At 72.4% G+C, this 17374-nt stretch carries 16 protein-coding genes and 1 riboswitch; of the genes, 8 read left to right on the top strand and 8 right to left on the bottom strand.

Translation table 11 applies throughout. The annotated features are described in order from the left end of the window. Window positions 1-35 precede the first annotated feature (35 nt). The gene (locus tag GA0070607_RS11050) at window positions 36-1391 is read right to left on the bottom strand and encodes a C39 family peptidase (RefSeq protein ID WP_089018123.1); all 1356 of its coding nucleotides are present in this window, start codon (window positions 1389-1391) and stop codon (window positions 36-38) included. A gap of 211 nt (window positions 1392-1602) precedes the next feature. On the opposite strand from GA0070607_RS11050, the gene GA0070607_RS11045 reads away from it, so the two are divergent. The 4 genes from GA0070607_RS11045 to GA0070607_RS11030 all read left to right on the top strand — a co-directional run bounded on the left by GA0070607_RS11045 (window position 1603) and on the right by GA0070607_RS11030 (window position 6765). After that, on the top strand, window positions 1603-3480 hold the full coding sequence (locus GA0070607_RS11045; RefSeq protein WP_089018122.1) for a M14 family zinc carboxypeptidase: 1878 nt from the start codon (window positions 1603-1605) through the stop codon (window positions 3478-3480). A 170-nt stretch (window positions 3481-3650) separates the two neighbouring features. Continuing rightward, window positions 3651-3716: riboswitch (cobalamin riboswitch) on the top strand. A gap of 112 nt (window positions 3717-3828) precedes the next feature. Next, window positions 3829-4764 carry an ABC transporter substrate-binding protein gene (locus GA0070607_RS11040; RefSeq protein ID WP_089018121.1) on the top strand — a complete coding sequence of 312 codons (936 nt, stop codon included), beginning with the start codon at window positions 3829-3831 and terminating at the stop codon, window positions 4762-4764. An 82-nt stretch (window positions 4765-4846) separates the two neighbouring features. Continuing rightward, window positions 4847-5953, top strand: coding sequence for a FecCD family ABC transporter permease (locus tag GA0070607_RS11035; protein WP_089021785.1), 1107 nt, complete (start codon window positions 4847-4849; stop codon window positions 5951-5953). After that, window positions 5953-6765 (top strand): ABC transporter ATP-binding protein, encoded by an 813-nt coding sequence (locus tag GA0070607_RS11030; protein ID WP_089021784.1) that lies wholly within the window; start codon window positions 5953-5955, stop codon window positions 6763-6765. The genes GA0070607_RS11035 and GA0070607_RS11030 overlap by 1 nt, the downstream gene beginning before the upstream one ends. A gap of 41 nt (window positions 6766-6806) precedes the next feature. Here the strand turns inward: GA0070607_RS11030 and GA0070607_RS11025 are convergent, their stop codons facing one another. The 5 genes from GA0070607_RS11025 to GA0070607_RS11005 form a co-directional block, all read right to left on the bottom strand. Then, the gene (locus GA0070607_RS11025; RefSeq protein WP_089018120.1) at window positions 6807-7580 is read right to left on the bottom strand and encodes a VOC family protein; all 774 of its coding nucleotides are present in this window, start codon (window positions 7578-7580) and stop codon (window positions 6807-6809) included. A gap of 93 nt (window positions 7581-7673) precedes the next feature. After that, on the bottom strand, window positions 7674-8411 hold the full coding sequence (locus tag GA0070607_RS11020) for an ABC transporter permease (protein ID WP_089018119.1): 738 nt from the start codon (window positions 8409-8411) through the stop codon (window positions 7674-7676). Window positions 8412-8425: 14 nt separating this feature from the next. After that, window positions 8426-9376, bottom strand: coding sequence for an ABC transporter ATP-binding protein (locus GA0070607_RS11015; RefSeq protein WP_231930953.1), 951 nt, complete (start codon window positions 9374-9376; stop codon window positions 8426-8428). Further along, on the bottom strand, window positions 9373-9684 hold the full coding sequence (locus GA0070607_RS11010) for a transcriptional regulator (RefSeq protein ID WP_089018118.1): 312 nt from the start codon (window positions 9682-9684) through the stop codon (window positions 9373-9375). Before GA0070607_RS11010 ends, GA0070607_RS11015 begins: the two co-directional genes overlap by 4 nt. Beyond that, window positions 9681-10319 (bottom strand): transporter, encoded by a 639-nt coding sequence (locus tag GA0070607_RS11005; RefSeq protein WP_089018117.1) that lies wholly within the window; start codon window positions 10317-10319, stop codon window positions 9681-9683. Before GA0070607_RS11005 ends, GA0070607_RS11010 begins: the two co-directional genes overlap by 4 nt. 198 nt (window positions 10320-10517) lie before the next feature. Here GA0070607_RS11005 and GA0070607_RS11000 point away from each other — a divergent pair, with 198 nt between their 5' ends. Beyond that, window positions 10518-11123 carry a hypothetical protein gene (locus GA0070607_RS11000; protein ID WP_089018116.1) on the top strand — a complete coding sequence of 202 codons (606 nt, stop codon included), beginning with the start codon at window positions 10518-10520 and terminating at the stop codon, window positions 11121-11123. Here the strand turns inward: GA0070607_RS11000 and GA0070607_RS10995 are convergent. Then, window positions 11103-13283 (bottom strand): HelD family protein, encoded by a 2181-nt coding sequence (locus GA0070607_RS10995; protein ID WP_231930951.1) that lies wholly within the window; start codon window positions 13281-13283, stop codon window positions 11103-11105. The two genes, GA0070607_RS11000 and GA0070607_RS10995, sit on opposite strands and share 21 nt — an antisense overlap. Window positions 13284-13299: 16 nt before the next feature. Further along, window positions 13300-14364 (bottom strand): DUF222 domain-containing protein, encoded by a 1065-nt coding sequence (locus GA0070607_RS10990; RefSeq protein ID WP_231930950.1) that lies wholly within the window; start codon window positions 14362-14364, stop codon window positions 13300-13302. A gap of 179 nt (window positions 14365-14543) precedes the next feature. Between GA0070607_RS10990 and GA0070607_RS10985 the strand changes: the two genes are divergently transcribed. The 3 genes from GA0070607_RS10985 to GA0070607_RS10975 are packed head-to-tail and all read left to right on the top strand — an operon-like array spanning window position 14544 to window position 17344. Further along, the gene (locus GA0070607_RS10985; protein ID WP_089018115.1) at window positions 14544-15128 is read left to right on the top strand and encodes a winged helix-turn-helix domain-containing protein; all 585 of its coding nucleotides are present in this window, start codon (window positions 14544-14546) and stop codon (window positions 15126-15128) included. Between the two features lie 39 nt (window positions 15129-15167). Continuing rightward, entirely contained in the window at window positions 15168-16541 is a 1374-nt protein-coding gene (locus GA0070607_RS10980) for an MFS transporter (protein ID WP_089018114.1), read from the top strand. After that, a complete protein-coding gene (locus GA0070607_RS10975; protein WP_089018113.1) occupies window positions 16493-17344 on the top strand; it encodes a menaquinone biosynthetic enzyme MqnA/MqnD family protein in 852 nt (283 codons plus the stop codon). Before GA0070607_RS10980 ends, GA0070607_RS10975 begins: the two co-directional genes overlap by 49 nt. Window positions 17345-17374 lie beyond the last annotated feature (30 nt).

The raw sequence follows: 17374 nt of genomic DNA, 5'->3' as shown, positions 1-17374 counted from the left end.
GGTGATCGGGCAATAACTTCATGATCGACCGCGCTCTACCAGTTGGTGGAACCCGAGACCTTCGGCCAGGGCTTGTTGGTCGGCTTGATCAGGTACGCGACGCCGCCCGAGCCGCCGGAGACGCCGCCGGTGGCGTTGATCCGCTTGGTGCGCAGCCAGATCTGCTCGAACTGGGCACGCTTGTAGACGTTGCGCACCACGTCGTTGCTCGACGAGGCGGGGTCGTTCACGATCACGTCGCCGTCGGCGGTGAAGCCGACCACCACGAACAGGTGCCCGGAGGTGCCGTAGTTCGCGCCGTCCAGCTCGCTGGCGAGGAAGGACTGACTGGTCACCACCGGGATGCCGGCGGCGATGAAACGCTCCAGCTCGTCCAGTGAGTGCAGTCGGGTCACCCGCCCCTCCAGGCCGGGGAAGCTGGCCGCGTACGCGGTGTTGAACGGCCAGTTGCCCGCGCCGTCGTACGTGTAGTCGTAGGTCATCCGGGCGGCGTGGTTGACCGTCGGGTCGGGGTAGGTCGGGTCCACCCAGGAGGTGTCGGCCGCGGACGGCCCGCGTCCCCAGTACTCGACCACCATCTCGGTCGAGGTGGGGGAGCACCACGCCTCACCGCCGCCGTCGTACTCCGGGTAGTGCCCGGAGTGCACGTTCTGCGAGTAGCGGGGCACCGGCAGCTCGCGGCCCCAGGCGATGTGCCCGGCGCTCGGCGTGACGGTGAAGCGGTCCGGCACGGTCGAACTCATCGCGCCGAGCATCCGGACCACCGGCGCGGCGGTCTGCCCGGGCGCCCGGTAGAGGGTCAGTCGCAGCTGGTACGACCGCAGCAGCACCCCGACGGTGGCGTCGTCGATGCTGAAGGTGTCGGTCCAGATCGTCGACCAGGGGTCGCCCTGCCGATTGACGCTGGTCCTCTTGATGTCGCTGTCGCCGGACGCCCAGCGACCCATGACGTACCACGGGGTCTGGTCACCGCTGGTGTAGCTGCCCTGCATCTCCACCTGGATCCAGGTGCCGGCGGGGGTCTCGGCGTTCCAGGACGCGATCAGCTCGGTGGCGTCGAAGCCGACCCGGGTCACCGGGGAGGTCCAGGTGCCGTACTCCCAGCTGCGGGTGACGCCGGTGTGCGGGTCGGCGTACTCGGTGGTGCCGGCCGGGCGGGCCAGCGTGACGCCCGATCGGGCGCCGGGCACCACGCGGGTGCCGGCCCGGCTGCCCCGGTGCCAGTCGGCGGGCCCGGACCAGTCCTGGAAGGTGATCTGCTCGTCGTGGACGGTGGCGGGTGGTGGGCCGCCGGTGAGTGGTGCGGCGACCGCCGCGGGTGCGGCGGTGGTGAGCAGGGCGAGCGCGGTGACGCCGGCGAGGGCGGCGGTGCGCAAACGGGATCTGGCCATGAGGGCTCCGCGGTGTCGAGAGGGACATCGTTGCTGGTCAGTGTCGCGCTCGGAAGGAAGTTTCGCCAGATCTCGACGGGTGGAAAATCATTGCCGCCGCGATGATCTGCCTGGGATGCAAGAGCCAGCGATGAATATTGATATGACCATGTGACAGGTGGTGAAGTGTCCTCCACCGAGCGGGATCTCCCGCCCTTCGAGGAGGTAGTCCATGGCCCTCCGCACGCCCATCCCTCTCCGCCGCGTCCTGGTGCTCGCCGTCGTCACCGGGCTGGGAATCGTCACCGTCGCCACCGGCCCGGTCTCCGCCCGACCGGCACCGGACCGGACCGCCGAGCCGGCCGCCGCCGGCTACCGGGTGCTCGGCCCCCGGACCTCCGCCGACCGCACCGCGGTGGCCCGCACCGGGGCCGCCATCGACTACTCCGAACACGGCGTGCTGCACATCTCGGCCACCGCCAGCGAGGCCGCCGCCATCACCCGGCTCGGCTTCCGACTGGAACCGCTCGCCCCACCGCCGAACGCCGAGCGCGGTGCCGGCGAAATGGGCACCCTCGCCTTCCCGCCCGCCGACTCCAACTACCACGACTACGCGGAGCTGACCGCCGTGGTGAACCAGACCGTCGCCGATCACCCGGCCATCGCCCGGAAGATCAGCATCGGTACGTCGTACGAGGGCCGCGACCTGATGGCGGTGAAGATCTCCGACAACGTGGGCACCGACGAGGGCGAGCCGGAGCTTCTCTTCAACGCCCAGCAGCACGCCCGCGAGCACCTGACCGTCGAAATGGCGATCTACCTGCTCAACCTCTTCACCGACAGCTACGGCTCCGACTCCCGGATCACCAACATCGTCAACGGCCGGGAGATCTGGATCGTGCCGACGGTCAACCCGGACGGCAGCGAGTACGACATCGCCACCGGGTCGTACCGGTCCTGGCGCAAGAACCGGCAGCCCAACAGCGGCTCGTCCGCGGTCGGCACCGACCTGAACCGCAACTGGGGCTACAACTGGGGCTGCTGCGGCGGCTCGTCCGGCTCCACCTCGTCCGAGACCTACCGTGGACCGTCGGCGTTCTCCGCACCGGAGACGCAGGCGCTGCGCAACTTCGTCAACAGCCGGGTCGTCGGCGGGACGCAGCAGATCAAGGCCAACATCGACTTCCACACCTACTCGCAGCTGGTGCTCTGGCCGTACGGCTACACAACCGCGAACACCGGGCCCGGAATGAGCGCGGACCAGTACAACACCTTCGCCACCATCGGCCGGCAGATGGCGGCCACCAACAGCTACACCCCGGAGCAGTCCAGCGACCTCTACATCACCGACGGGGACAGCATCGACTGGATGTGGGCCACCCACGGCATCTGGGCGTACACCTTCGAGATGTACCCGGGCTCGTCCGGCGGCGGTGGTTTCTACCCGCCCGACGAGGTGATCCCCGCGCAGACCTCCCGCAACCGGGAGGCGGTGCTGATGCTCAGCGAGTACGCCGACTGCCCGTACCGGGCGATCGGCAAGCAGGCGCAGTACTGCGGTGGTGGTGGCGGCACCACGGTCTGGTCGGACACCTTCGAGACCGCGACCGGCTGGACCATCAACCCGTCCGGCACCGACACCGCGACCCTCGGGGCCTGGGAACGGGGCGCCGCCCAGGCGACCACCTCCTCCGGGGCCAAGCAGCTCACCCCGTACGCCGGCAGCAACGACCTGGTCACCGGTCGGCTCGCCGGCTCGGCGGCGGGTGACCACGACGTCGACGGCGGGGTGACCAGCGCCCGGTCCCCGGCTGTGACACTGCCGTCGTCCGGCACGCTGACCCTCTCGCTGGCCTGGTACCTGGCCCACGGTTCGAACGCCTCGTCGGCGGACCACCTGCGGGTGAGCGTGGTCCACAACGGCGGCACCACGGCGCTGCTCACCCAGGCCGGCGCGGCGACCAACCGCAACGGGAGCTGGGCGGTGTCGAACCTCAACCTCACTCCGTACGCCGGCCAGTCGGTACGCATCCAGATCGAGGCGGCCGACGCCTCCACCGCGAGCCTGGTGGAGGCAGCTGTGGACAACGTCACCATCACGTCCTCCTAGTCGGGTGGGGCCCCGTCCCACCCCTGCGGGGCCCCACCACCCGCCCCATCCGATGTGTCGATCTAGGGCATATCGTCGTGATCTGAGATCAACCCGCGACGATAAGCCCTAGATCAACGAGGGATGGTCCCGGCGGTGCGCTACCGTCTTAGCGACCACTCCGCAGCGAAGCCGGTGCGAGCCCGGCGCTGTCCCGCAACTGTGATGCCCCGTCCTGACGACGGGGACGAGCCAGGTCGCCTGCGGATCGGTCGCGACACGCGCTCTCGAGGAAGGGCGCCTCGTGGGCGGGCGCACGAAAGTCCCCTGTCGGCGAAGCACCACACTCCTCGACCGACAGGAGGCCCCATGTCCAGACGTACCCCCCGGATCTTCGCCGCGACCCTCGCGGTCGCCGCACTCGCCCTCGGCGCGTGCGCGGAGAAGACCGCCGACGAGCCGGCCGCCAGTGGCAGCTCCGCAACCGCCAGCTACCCGGTGACGGTCGGCTCACTCACGCTCGACAAGCGCCCCGAGAAGATCATCTCGCTCTCGCCCACCGCCACCGAGATGCTCTTCGCCATCGGCGCCGGCCCGCAGGTGAGCGCGGTCGACGACCAGTCGAACTATCCGGCCGACGCGCCCAAGAGCGACCTGTCCGGCTTCCAGCCCAACGCCGAGGCGATCGCCGGCAAGAGCCCCGACCTGGTGGTGCTCGCGAACGACACCAACAAGATCGTCGACCAGCTCGGCAAGCTGAAGATCCCGGTCTACCTCACCCCGGCGGCGATCACGCTTGACGACTCGTACCGGCAGATCACCGAGCTGGGCACGCTGACCGGCCACGCCGACCAGGCGACCGACGTCGCCAGCCGGATGAAGGACGACATCGCCAAGCTGGTCAAGGACCTGCCGCAGCGCGCCGAGAAGCTCACCTATTACCACGAGCTGGGCCCGGAGCTGTACAGCGTGACCAGCAAGACCTTCATGGGCTCGCTCTACAGCCAGGTCGGTCTGGCCAACATCGCGGACCCGGCCGACGCGGACGGCAAGAACGGCGGTTACCCGCAGCTGTCCCAGGAGTTCATCGTCAAGGCCAACCCGGACTTCGTCTTCCTGGCGGACTCCAAGTGCTGCCAGCAGAACGCCGACTCGGTCAAGGCGCGCAGCGGCTGGGCCGGGCTGACCGCGGTGAAGAACAATCAGGTGGTCCCGCTGGATGACGACATCGCCTCGCGCTGGGGCCCGCGGGTCGTGGACCTGCTCCGGGTCATCATCGACGCGGTCGCCAAGGTGCCCGCGTGACCGTCGTCCGTCGGTGAGCGCGACGAGTGAGCCGGGGTTGCGAGCCTCGCAGTCGCTATCGCAAGAAGGCACGGTGACCGGGGTGCCGCCGGCGGCCGCCCCGGCGCCGTCCACCCGGCCGGCCGCGACGCCACCCGCGTCGCGGCCCGCCGGGCTGCGCAAGCGCTGGCTGGTCGCCGGCGTGTTCGCGGTGCTCCTCGCGCTGGTCGCCGGGGTGTCGCTCGGCCCGATCAGCCTGCCGCCGGGCAGCGTCGCCGCCGAGCTGCTCAACCTGATACCCGGGGTGCACCTGGAGAGCGGGCTGACCGAGCGGGAGATCGCCATCGTCACCGAGCTGCGGCTTCCCCGGGTGGTGCTGGGTCTGCTCGTCGGCGGCCTGCTCGCCCTGGCCGGCGGTTGCTATCAGGGCGTGTTCCGCAATCCGCTGGCCGACCCGTACCTGCTCGGCGTGGCCGCCGGCGCGGGGCTCGCGGTCACCGCGGTGATCGCGCTCGGCGGCGTCGGCCGGCAGGGCGCGATCACCGGCCTGCCGCTGACCATCCCGCTGGCCGCGTTCGCCGGCTCGCTTCTTGCCGTGACGATGACCTACCTGCTCGGTGGCGCCGGCGGGCGGAGCCGGTCACCGGCGATGCTGATCCTGGCCGGGGTGGCGGTCTCCGCGTTCCTCTCCGCCGGGCAGACGTACCTGCTGCAACGGCACTCCGACAGCATCCAGCCGGTCTACTCCTGGCTGCTCGGCCGGCTGGCCACCGCCGGCTGGCACGACGTGCTGCTGGTGCTGCCGTACGCCGTGCTGACCACAGTGGTGGTGCTGCTGCACCGTCGCGAGCTGGACGTCCTCGCGGTCGGCGACGACGAGGCGAGGAGCCTCGGTCTGCACCCGCAGCGTTCCCGCTACCTGCTGATCGCGGCCGCCTCGCTGGGCACCGCCGCGGCGGTCTCCGCGACCGGCCTGATCGGTTTCGTCGGCATCATCGTGCCGCACACCGTCCGGCTGCTCGCCGGGTCGAGCTACCGCGTGATCCTGCCGCTGTCGTTGCTGTTCGGCGCCGCGTTCCTGGCGCTGACGGACGTGGTGGCCCGCACCGCCGCCGCACCGGCCGAGATTCCGATCGGAGTGGTCACCGCCCTGCTCGGCGGCCCGTTCTTCGTGCTCGTGCTGCGTACCGCCCGGCGGGTGCTCACGTGATCCCCGAACCCGCCGCCGTCCCGGACGGCGCGGCCGATGCGCCGGCGGTCGAGGTGCGCGGGCTGCACGTCAGCCTGGAGGGCACACCGATCCTCACCGGCGTCGACCTCACCGTCGCCGCCGGCGAGTGGGTCACCGTGATCGGTCCGAACGGCGCCGGGAAGTCGACGTTGCTGCGCGCCGTCGGCGGGTTGCTGCCCGCACCGGGGGCGATCTCCCTCTTCGGTACGCCGAGCGCCGCGCTGCGCCGCCGCGACCGGGCCCGGGTGGTGGCCACGGTGGCCCAGTCCCCGGTGGTGCCGCCCGGCATGTCGGTGCTGGATTACGTGCTGCTCGGTCGCACCCCCTACATCCCGCCGCTGGGCCGGGAGTCCGCCGCCGACGTGGCCGCCGTGCACGACGTGCTCGACCGGCTGGACCTCACCGGCTTCCACCGCCGGGAGCTGGCCACCCTCTCCGGCGGTGAACGACAGCGGGTCTTCCTCGCGCGGGCGCTGGCCCAGGGCGCGACGCTGCTGCTGCTCGACGAGCCGACCAGCGCACTGGACATCGGCCACCAGCAGGAGGTGCTGGAGCTGGTCGACCAGTTGCGCCGCGAGCACGGCCTGACCGTGCTCGCCACCATGCACGACCTCTCCCTGGCCGGCGAGTACGCCGACCGGATGGTGCTGATCGCCGACGGTCGGGTGGTGGCCGTCGGGAGTCCGCACGAGGTGCTCACCGAGCACCTGCTCGCCACCCACTACCGGGCCAGCGTGCGGGTCGTCCCCGGCGCCCACGGGCCCCTCGTCGTCCCCGTCCGCCCCCGCTGAGCCGGGCGGTCAGTCCCCGTCCGTCCCCGCTGAGCCGGCGGTCAATCCCCGTCCGGGCCGAGGTCGATGACGGAGAAGAGCGCCCCCTGCGGGTCGCGCAGGGCGGCGAACCGGCCCGCCGGGTTGTCCCGGGGCGGCACCAGGATGGTCCCGCCGAGCTCGGCGGCGCGGGCCGCTGCGGCGTCCGCGTCGGCCACCGCGAAGTACACCGTCCAGTACGCCGGCAGGTCGGCCGGGAAGTCGTCGGCGAACGGTGGCATCATCCCGGCCACGATCTGCGCCCCGAGCCGCCACCCGGTGTACGTCATTCCGCCGACGAGCTGGTCGTCCGGCTGCCAGCCGAAGACCAGCTCGTAGAAGACCTTGGCGCCCTCCGGGTCCGGGGTGACCAGCTCCGTCCAGCTCATCGCGCCCGGCACGTTGAACACCTCGGCGCCGGGCATCGCCAGCGGTTGCCAGACACTGAACGTGGCGCCCGCCGGGTCGGCGAAGACCGCCATCCGGCCCCGGTCGAAGACCTCGAACGGCGGCACCACGACCTGTCCACCCGCCCGTTCGACCCGGCCGGCGACCAGTTCGGCGTCGTCCGTGGCGAGGTACGTCGACCAGATCGGCACCTGGTCCGGTATCGCCGGCGGCCCGGCTCCGGCCACGGACCGCCCGTCGAGTTGGAAGATGGTGTAGCCGCCCGCTTCGGGCTCCGGTGTCACCCGGCCGGTCCAGCCGAACAGCTCGGGATAGAAGCGCCGCGCGTCGGTCAGGTCCGGGGTGGCCAGGTCGGCCCAGCAGGGCGTACCCGGCGGGACGGTGCTCACGTCAAGACCCCTCTCGGCCCGGCGGCCACGACGGCCCCCTGCCGGAATCCTGGCACCGTCCCGCCGCGGGCCGGGGCGGAAACGGACGAATCGTCAGCTGAACCGGCGACCCTCGTCCCGCCGGTACGCCCAACCGGCGAGCGTGGCGAGCAGCACCACCCAGACGCCGAGCATGATCAGCGACAGTGGCTCGACGGGGTAGTCGCCCACCGCCGCCCACATCAGCTCCGCCGCGCCCCGGGTGGGCAGGTACGGCGCGATCGTCTCGATGAACCCGGGTGCGTCGCCCGGCGCGGAGAGCAGGCCGCCGCCGAACGCGAGCGGCAGGAAGACCACCTGCGCGACCACGATGGCCGCCTTGCTCGGCAGCGAGTAGCCGATGGCGAGCCCCATCAGCGTGAACGGCACCGAGATGACGGCCACGGTGGCGGCGGTCAGCAGGAAGGCCACCGGCGTGATCCGGGCCGCTGTGAGCGTCGCGCCGATCACCACGACCGGGATCAGCGAGAGGTACGTCAGCGCCAGGCCGGCCAGCACCCGGCCGGCGAACCGGGGTGCCGGCCCGGCCGGCAGGGTCCGGGTGTACGGATTCCACGGCTGGTCGCGGTCCTCGGCGACACCGACGCCGTACTGGAAGATGTTGGCGCTCATGACCGAGAAGGTGACCATCGACGCGGTCGCGAACGTGGCGCCGACCGGGTCGTCGCCGGCGAACGGCACCACGAAGAAGATCATGGCGGCGGCCGGGAAGAAGGCGCTGCCGACGACGGCCACCGGGATCCGGATGATCTCCAGGAGCTGGTAGCGGGCGTGAACCAGGGCGAGCTGCACGGTGATTCGCCTCCTCAGGCGGTGGTCGGTCGGCCACCGGCGGCGGCGGTTGCGGGGTGGGCGGACTTGCCGCCGGTGGGCTCTGGCCCGGTGGCGGGCTCGCTCCCGTTGGTGATGGCCAGGAACGCGTCCTCCAGCGAGGTTGGCCGCACCTCCAGATCGGCGAAGGCGGTCCCGGCGGTGACCAGCGCCCGGACCAACTGGTCGGCGTCGGTGGTGAGCAGGTGCAGCCGGCCGTCGATCCGTTCGGTGCGGACCACGCCGGGCAGCTCGGGCAGGTCGTCGGCGACCAGGCTGACCCGGCGTACGCCGACGATGTCGCGCACCGCGTCCACGGTGTCGTCGGCGAGCACCCGGCCCTGCCCGATCACCACGACCCGGCGGGCCAGCGCCTCCACCTCCTCCAGGTAGTGGCTGCTCAACAGGACGGTCCCGCCGTCGTCGTGGAACGCCCGGATCGCGTCCCACAGAGTGTGCCGGGCGGCCACGTCCAGGCCGGTGGTCGGCTCGTCGAGCAGCACCAGTCGGGGCCGGCCGACGAACGCCAGCGCCACCGCCAGGCGGCGGCGCTGCCCGCCGGAGAGGCCACCGGTCTGTCGTCGGGCGAGGTCGCCAAGGCCGAAGCGGTCGAGCAGTTCTCCCCGGGGCACCGGGTCGGGGTAGTGCGCGGAGACGAAGTCGACGACCTCACCGACGCGCAGCGTCCCGGGTAGGCCGGTCTCCTGCGGGGTGACCCCGATCTGTCGCCGGGACGCCGGGTCGCGGGGGTCGCCGCCGAACAGCTCGACGCGCCCGGCGTTGGGTCGGCGCAGACCGACCAGCAGGTTCATCAGGGTGCTCTTACCGGCGCCGTTCGGGCCGAGCAGGCCGACCAGCTCACCGGCCCGGACTTCCAGGTCGACGCGATCGAGGGCGAGGACGTCGCCGTACCGGCGGCTGGCCTGGTCGGCGCGGGCGAGGATCATGATTGCTCCTTCGACGAGGTGGGGTCGAGCAGGGCGCGGATGCTCTCGGTGTACTCCTCGAACGCCAGCCGGCCCCGCCGGCTGAGCCGGATGAGAGTGGCCGGGGTGCGTCCGCGGTGGGTCTTGCTGATCTCGACGTAGCCGGCGTCCTCGAGCTTGCGCAGGTGCACGGACAGGTTGCCCGGGGTCATCGCGAGCAGCTCCTGCAACCGGGGGAAGGTGATCCGGTCGCCGTCGCCGAGTGCGGAGAGGCTCGCGACCACCCGCAGCCGGGCCTGCGCGTGGATCACCGGGTCCAGTTCGGTCACGGCCGGTGCCGTTGTCGCAGCCGGGCGACCGTTCCGGCGACCAGAATTCCGCCGCCGCCGGCCACCGCGACGACCAGTGCATGCCAGCCCGGCCCGGCGAATGCGCCCGCCAAGTTGATCACGCTGATCCAGATGCCAAGCCGGAACAGGTCCCGATCCAGCCAGATGGCTCCGCCGGCCATGTGCAGCGCGCCGGTCAGCCCGACGGCGGTCGCCGACCAGAGCAGGCCGGCCAGGTCGTGTGGCAGGTGCTCGGAGACCCGGCCGAGCGCCGCGTACACGCTCACGGAGCCCAGGCCCCAGGCGCAGCTGTACCAGAGCCCACGCCGGGCGGAGTCGCCGGTCACCTGGCCGTACGCCCGTGCGCCGGCAACCGCTTGAACCGCTCCGGCGGCCAGCAGCAGGACGAAGAGGGCGGTCAGTGGCAGCCAGTCGGGCAGTCGGACCAGCACCCGACCGTCGGGCGCGAAACGCAGGAAGAACAGGCCGAAGCCGATCAACCAGGCCACACCCCACGGCCAGTAGACGAGCCGGGCGTCGGGCTCCAGCCGAGTCGCGGTGACCGCCTGCTGGTGGCGGATCAGCCGCAGCGCCGCCGCGGCGTCGGAGGGCGGCAGGTCGTCGTCGGAGTCCATGCAAACTACTTTACGATGCAAAGCCGATGTCCGGTGTCCCGCTCAGCGGTCGGGTCACCGACAGTGGCCCGGAGTGCCTATGGTGGAGAACCGTGCGGCTGACCCGTAGCACAGGACACAGGGGAGGGTCCGTGTCGAGGCCGAGTAGTGAGCTGGAGGTCCAGCCGGAGGCCTTGACCGCGGACCGGCACTGAGCCGATGGCGCACATCAGCTACCAGGAACGGCTGACCCAGCTGGTCGAGCCGGGGGAACGGGTGCTCGCCGTCGCGAAGACGGACATCGCCCACGGTGTCCGGCCGCCCGACCCGCCGGCCGCGAAGCAGTCGGAGTCCTCCGGCGCTGGCGTCGACGTCGGCGCCGTGCTGCTCAACCTGATCTCACCGCTGCTGTCCTTCCCGGCGGGGGACCGGATCGTCGACCGCATCACCCACGGGGTGGCCGGCCGGGGCGCCCCCGGCTCGTTCGCCTCGACGCTGCAACACTCCCGGCGGCCGGTGCCTCCGGCGCTCACGCTCCACGACACGGTCCTCGCCGTCACCGACCGGCGGCTGCTGGTGTGCGCGTCCGGGCCGATGAAGCTCTGGTCGAGCCGGGCCGACGACGAGCGGGCGGTGGCCGGCACCCGGATCGTCTGGTCGGCGCCCCGGGCCGCGGTGGCCGACGCGCGGGTGGGTTGGCACCGGCTCAACCCGAAGCGGCTCCGGGTGGAGTTCACCGACGGCTCGTGGTTGGCGTTCACGGTGCCGATCGCCGAGCCCGGCAAGCCGCTGCGTGAGATCGCCTCAGCGCTCTCCGGTCGCTGACCAGGTCAACAGCGGCGCGGGCAGCGGCTCGTGGTGCAACACCGCGAGCCGGGACACCGCCCGGGTGAGCACCACGTACAGCCGGTGCAGCCCCCGCGCCTCGGCCGCGACGATCGCGGCCGGCTCGACCACCACCACGTGGTCGTACTCCAGGCCCTTGACCAGCGTCGCGGGCACCACCGTGACCCGCTCCGCGTCGGTCACGTCGTCGGCGGTCGCGGTCGGGACGCCGGCGGCGGCCAGCGCCGCGCGCAGCCCGTCGACCGCGTCGTCCGCGGCGATCACACCGACCGAGCCGTCGTGCGCGAGCGCCGCGTGCACCTCCGCCACCGTCGCGGCGGTCAGGTCGGTCACGGTACGCACGTCCAGGCCGCCGTCGCGGCGCAGCGACTCGGCCGGGGGTACGTCCACCGCGAGCGCCGGCAGCAGCCGGTTCGCGAACGCGACCACCGCGGCGGGCACCCGGAAGCCGACCGTCAGCGGGACCACCACCGCGTCGGGCTTGCCCAGGTGGGCGAGTGACTCGCGCCAGTCCGTCGCCGCCCACGGCGCGGTGCCCTGCGCGAGGTCACCGAGGAGCGTGACCGAGCCGTGCTCGCTACGGCGAGCGATGGCCCGGCACTGCATCGGCGACAGGTCCTGCGCCTCGTCCACCACCACGTGCCCGAACCCGGAGAGCCGTTCCAGCAACCCGGTCGCCTCATCGATCAGCACCGCGTCGGCGGCGGTCCAGCGGGTGGCCTTCGCCGTACGGGCCGGCTTCGCCCAGGTCAGCAGCGCCTGTTCGGTGTCGCTGAGCAATCCGTCCGCCGCGGCGGCGAGCCGCGCCGGGTCGGCCAGCAGGCCGTGTACGAGGCCCTCGGGAGTGAGCGCCGGCCAGACCGCGTCCAGGAAATCGGTCACCGGCCGGCACCGACCCATCCGGCGCAGCCAGGCGTCGCCGGGCGACTCCGCCCGTCGCGCCTCGGCCTGCCGCTGCAGCAGGCTCACCACCCGCGCCCGGACCCGCTCCCGGCCAGTGCCGTACGGCAGACCTTCCCGACGGGTCTCCTCGACGATCCGGTGCAACGGCTCCAGCCCGATCCGCCAGCGGAACGAGCCGTCCGACACGGTGATCGACTCGGTCGGCGTGCCAATCTGTGCCTGCACCGCGCGGCGCAGCACGTTGGCCATCCGGACATCGTGCTTGAGCGCGGCGACCGCCGGTGGCTCGACCGCCCGGACCGGCACCCGCGAGATCAACTCCTCCACGGTGGCCTGCTCGACCTCGACCTCACCGAGTGCCGGCAACACCGCCGCGATGTACGACAGGAACGCCCGGTTCGGCCCGACGATCAGCACACCCGCCCGCCGCAACCGCTCCCGGTGCAGATAGAGCAGGTACGCCGCCCGGTGCAGGCCCACCGCCGTCTTCCCGGTGCCCGGCGCGCCCTGCACGCAGATCGAGTCAGCCAGGTCGGCCCGGACCAGCTCGTCCTGCTCCGGCTGGATGGTCGCGACGATGTCCCGCATCGGCCCGACGCGCGGCCGCTCGATCTCCGCGGTGAGGATCCGGCTGGTCGTACCCAGCTCCTCGCCCCGGTCCAGTCGCTCGTCCTCGAAGCTGGTCAGCACCCCGTTGCTGAACCCGAACCGGCGCCGGACCGCCACCCCCTGCGGATCGCGCGCGCTGGCCCGGTAGAACGACCGGGAGACCGGCGCCCGCCAGTCCAGCACCAACGGCTCGCCCAGCTCGTCGGTGACATGCCGCCGCCCCACGTGGTACCGCCGGCCGTCATGATCGCCAATGCTGCCGCTGCTGGCCGCCCCGCCGGTCGTGTCGGCTGCGGTCCTGGCCGCCCCGCCGGTCGTGCCCAACCCGGCGCTCGTGCTCGTGTCCGAGGCATCGTCGCCGACTCCGCTGTCCAGGCTCCCGGAGAAATCGAGGCGGCCGAAGAAGAGTGGAGTGGTCGGGTCGTCGGCCAGTTCGGCGACCCGGCGGGACAGCGTGCGGCCGAGCGTCTCCGCGGCGTACGCGTCGCCGGCAACCTGGTCGCCGGTGGCGAAGAGGGCCTCGGCCCGCTCCCGCATCCGCCGTAGCGCCTCCCGCGAGGTGGCCAGGTGTGCGCGCTCGGCGGCGAGATCCGTGTCGAGGTGGGTGTCGAGGTCGAGTGCGGGCATGCTGACGTCCCATCGTTCACATCTGCTGCGCGCTCGCGTGTCCGGGGGCGGATGGCCGGCCACCCGGCGCGTGGACGTCCGTTCCGGTGCAGCTCACCTCGGCCGTCAAGCGGCCTGCAACCCTACGCTCCCGCGCCCGACCCTTCCACCGAATTACCGACGCGACCACCCGATAGAGACGGCGTGGCGCCGCGGCGGCGTGGTTGAGGGCGGCGGCGACGCGGCGTGGCGGAGGGCGGGCGACAAGGCGCGGCGGTGAGGGTGCGGCGCTGCGGCGCTGCGGTGACGGTGGGTTCGGTCTCGCCGCGCACGGCGGAGGCGTTGTGCTCCTCCGCGTCAGCAGCGCCAGCCGGCAGATCTCGCCGAGCGCGTCCGCCCGGCGCTGACCGGGGCTGCGGTCGTCGTGCGCGCCTGCTGGGGCGCACAGCGGATCGATGGCCTCGCGGAGCAGGCTCGCTGTCTCGGTGTCGAGGCTGCCGCTGACGCGTACCTGCCCGTCGTGTTGCTCGGAGAGGGTGACGTGCCGGCGGGCCTCGGCCCGCTCGGCGGCCCTTTCGAGCGCTGCCAGCTCGGCCTGGTCGGCCAGGTCCGGTGCGACGTGGGTGAGGACACGGGCCGCGAGGCGGCTCAGCGTGGCCGAATCGAACCGGTCGGCCCACGCGATGAGCAGCTGGGTGGCCTTGTCGGCGACCTCCGGCCCCGCCTCGACCGGAAGGGCCGGGATCGTCTCCGCCATCACCCGGCCCTGCTCGACGGTGATGGTGCCGGTGCGCATGGCGTCGCGCACCGCGGGCGGCGCGGCGTTGACGGTGTCGGCGAGCTGGACCAGGTCGCGGGCGGATCGACCGGAGAGCCGAAGCCGCTCGCGCAACCAGACGGCGGTGGACGAGGCGCCCTGAGCGACCGCGAGGCCGCGGGCGTCGAGCTCACGCACGAGCCCGAGCTGGATGCTGGCCAGCCGCTGCGCCACGGTGTGCGTCGCGTCGAGCGACGCGAGCAACTCGGCGTCGGAGAGCGCCCACGGGGCTGCCTCGGCGCAGTCGTCGACGGCCCCGCCCGCCTGCGCCAACGCCCCCAACATGACGAGACAATAGAACAGGTGTACGACACTTTCGCCTGCCCTGATCCTTGATCTGCGCAATGCCGCTGCGCCGCAGTGACCCGCGCTCCGGAAGCGGCTGAACGCCGACGACGCGGGCACGCTTGCACGGCCTGTGGGGGGTGATGGCGGCACGCGCCGACGGCCGGGATCATGGAGGCATGACCGAGGCCCGCCCCGAGCCGCGCCGGATGACGATCAGTGACCCGCAGGTGATGCGGGCGCTGGCCCATCCGGCCCGGATCGCGATCATGGAGTATCTGAGCAGCCGGGAGGGTGGCGGGACCGCCACCGAGTGCGCCGAGATCGCCGGGCTGTCACCGAGCGCCACCAGCTACCACCTGCGGGCGCTGGCGAAGTTCGGCCTGGTGGAGCAGGCGCCGAGTCGGGGGGACGCGCGCGAGCGGGTGTGGCGCACGTTCAGCTCCAACTTGATGGTTGACGCGGGTCGCGATGCCGGTCCGGACGCACGTGCGGCCGAGCAGGCGCTGGTGGAGGCGCATGCGGTTCGGGACATGGAACGGACCCGGGACTGGATGCGGCGCGCCGGGGACGAGCCGGCCGAGTGGTACGACGTGGCGCGCTTCAGCGACACCCTGCTGCTGCTCACCGCGGAGGAGATGGCTGGGGTGAACGAGGCGGTCTCGGCGGTGCTGGAGCCGTACCGCCAGCGGAACCGTCGGACCGATCCGCCGTCGGGTGCGCGAGCTGTCTCGGTGCAGTACCACGTGGTGCCGCTGCCATAGGGGCTTGTGCCGTTCGATGTGAAGGAATATTTTCGAAGTATGTCCTTCACAGTTGTCGAATCGCGCTGGCCGGACGTCTGGCTCGCCGCCACCGCGCGGGGCACCACGATCTGCGGTGACTTCCTCGCCGCCACCGCGCTCGCGCTGGCGCTCCAGGGCGCCGGCGCCGGCGGGCTCGCCGTGTCCGGGCTGCTGCTCGCCGCCACCCTGCCCCTGGTGGTGCTCGCCCCACTCGCCGGCCGGCTCGCCGACCGGGTGGACAGCCGCACCCTGCTGGTGACCGTCGGGCTGGCCCAGGCCGCGATCTGTGCACTGCTCGCCCTCGTCGACCACCCGGTCCTGGTGGTGGGGCTCGTCGCACTGCTCGCCTGCGGGCTGGCGGTGACCCAGCCCTGCCTGGCGGCGCTGTTGCCGGCGATGGTCCGCCCGAGCGACCTGCCGCAGGCGAGCGCGATCAGTCAGACCGCCGTCTCCCTCGGCGCGCTCGGCGGTCCGGTGCTGGCCGGGCTGCTGGTGGGCCAGTTCGGCACCCGCGTACCGCTGCTGCTCGACGCCGCGACCTACCTGGCACTGGTGGTCGCCGGCCTGCTGCTGCGGACGCGGCGCGGTGGCCGGCGGACCAACGCGGTGGTCACCCCGGCCGACCCACGCGGTAGGGCCCCCGCCTGGCGGTTGCGCCGCGACCCGCTGATGCTCGTCATGGTGGTGAGCACCGCTGTGGTGATCGCGGCGATCGGCGGCATCAACGTGATCGAGGTCTTCTTCATCCGGGAGACCCTGAACGGCTCGCCGACGACCTACGGGCTGGTCAGTGCCGCCTGGATGGCCGGCATGCTGCCCGGTGGCTGGCTGGCAGCCCGGCTCGCGCACCGGCTGGACGACGACGGCGCCCTGGTCCGTGGGGTGCTGCTCACGCTGGCCGGGTGCAGCCTGATGGTGCTGCTCGCCGCGATGGTGCCGGGTGCGGGCCTGCTGGTGCCGCTCTGGCTGGTGGCGGGCGCGGCCAACGGGGGCGAGAACGTCTTCGCCAATCTGCTCACCGCTCGCCGGGTGCCGGAGGCGATGCGGGCCCGGGCGTACGCCAGTTATGGCGCCGCGGTGCAGGGCGGCTCGATGACCGGGTTCCTGGTTGGCGGCGCGCTGCTCACGGTCGTCCCGCCTCGGCCTCTGATCGCGGCGGCCGGCGGGGGCGGGTTGCTGGTGGTGCTGGTCTTCGTGCCGGTCGTCGCGAGGGCGGTACGCCGGCCGTCGCCGACCGACCCGGGCGGACCGCAGCACCAGCGGTGGACCGGGCCGGATGCGGGCTTGGCCACTCTGGGCGGGCCCGCCGAGCCGAGGCCGGGAGCCGGCGATACGGTCGGGTCATGGCTGAGCGCATCGCACGTCCCCGGGTCGGGCACATCCAGTTCCTGAACTGCCTGCCGATCTACTGGGGTCTGATGCGCTCCGGTGCCCTGCTCGACGTCGACCTGCACAAGGATTCACCAGACCGGTTGAACACCGCGCTCGTGGCCGGTGACCTGGACATCGGCCCGATCTCGCTGTTGGAGTATCTGCGGCACGCGGACGAGTTGCTGCTCCTGCCGGACCTCGCGGTGGGCAGCGACGGGCCGGTGCTCTCGGTCAACGTGGTCTCCACCCGTCCCCTCACCGAGCTGGACGGCGCACGGGTGGCGCTCGGCTCGACCTCGCGGACCGGAGTGCTGCTGGCTCAGCTGCTGCTCGCCGAGCGGTACAACGTTCGGCCCGACTACTTCCGGTGCCCGCCGGACCTGACCCAGATGCTGCTGGAGGCCGACGCCGGGGTGCTGATCGGTGACGTGGCGCTGCGGGCGCTCTACGAGGCGCCGCAGCGTGGCCTCACAGTCACCGACCTGGGGCAGGCGTGGCGGGAGTGGACCGGGCTGCCGATGGTCTTCGCCGTGTGGGCTGTTCGCCGCGACTTCGCCGCCGCCCACCCGGGTCTGGTCAAGGAGGTGCACGAGGCGTTCCTGCGCTCGCGTGACCTCTGCCTGGACGAGCTCGACCAGGTCGCCGAGGCGGCGGCACGGTGGGAGCCGTTTGACGCCGCGACGCTGGCCACGTACTTCCGGACCCTGGACTTCTCGCTCGGCGACCGGCAGATCGCCGGGCTGCGCGAGTGGGCCCGCCGGGCCGCCGCGATCGGCGAGGCGCCCGCGCTGCCGGACGGTGGCCCGGAGTTCTTCGCCGGCTGAGCCGCCGAGCGGGTTGGGTCAGCCCGCCCG

Origin of the sequence: Micromonospora coriariae (assembly GCF_900091455.1) — a bacterium.
Classification (GTDB): domain Bacteria; phylum Actinomycetota; class Actinomycetes; order Mycobacteriales; family Micromonosporaceae; genus Micromonospora; species Micromonospora coriariae.
The sequence above is the reverse complement of the archived record's forward strand: the minus strand, read 5'-3'. Positions and strand labels throughout refer to the sequence as shown.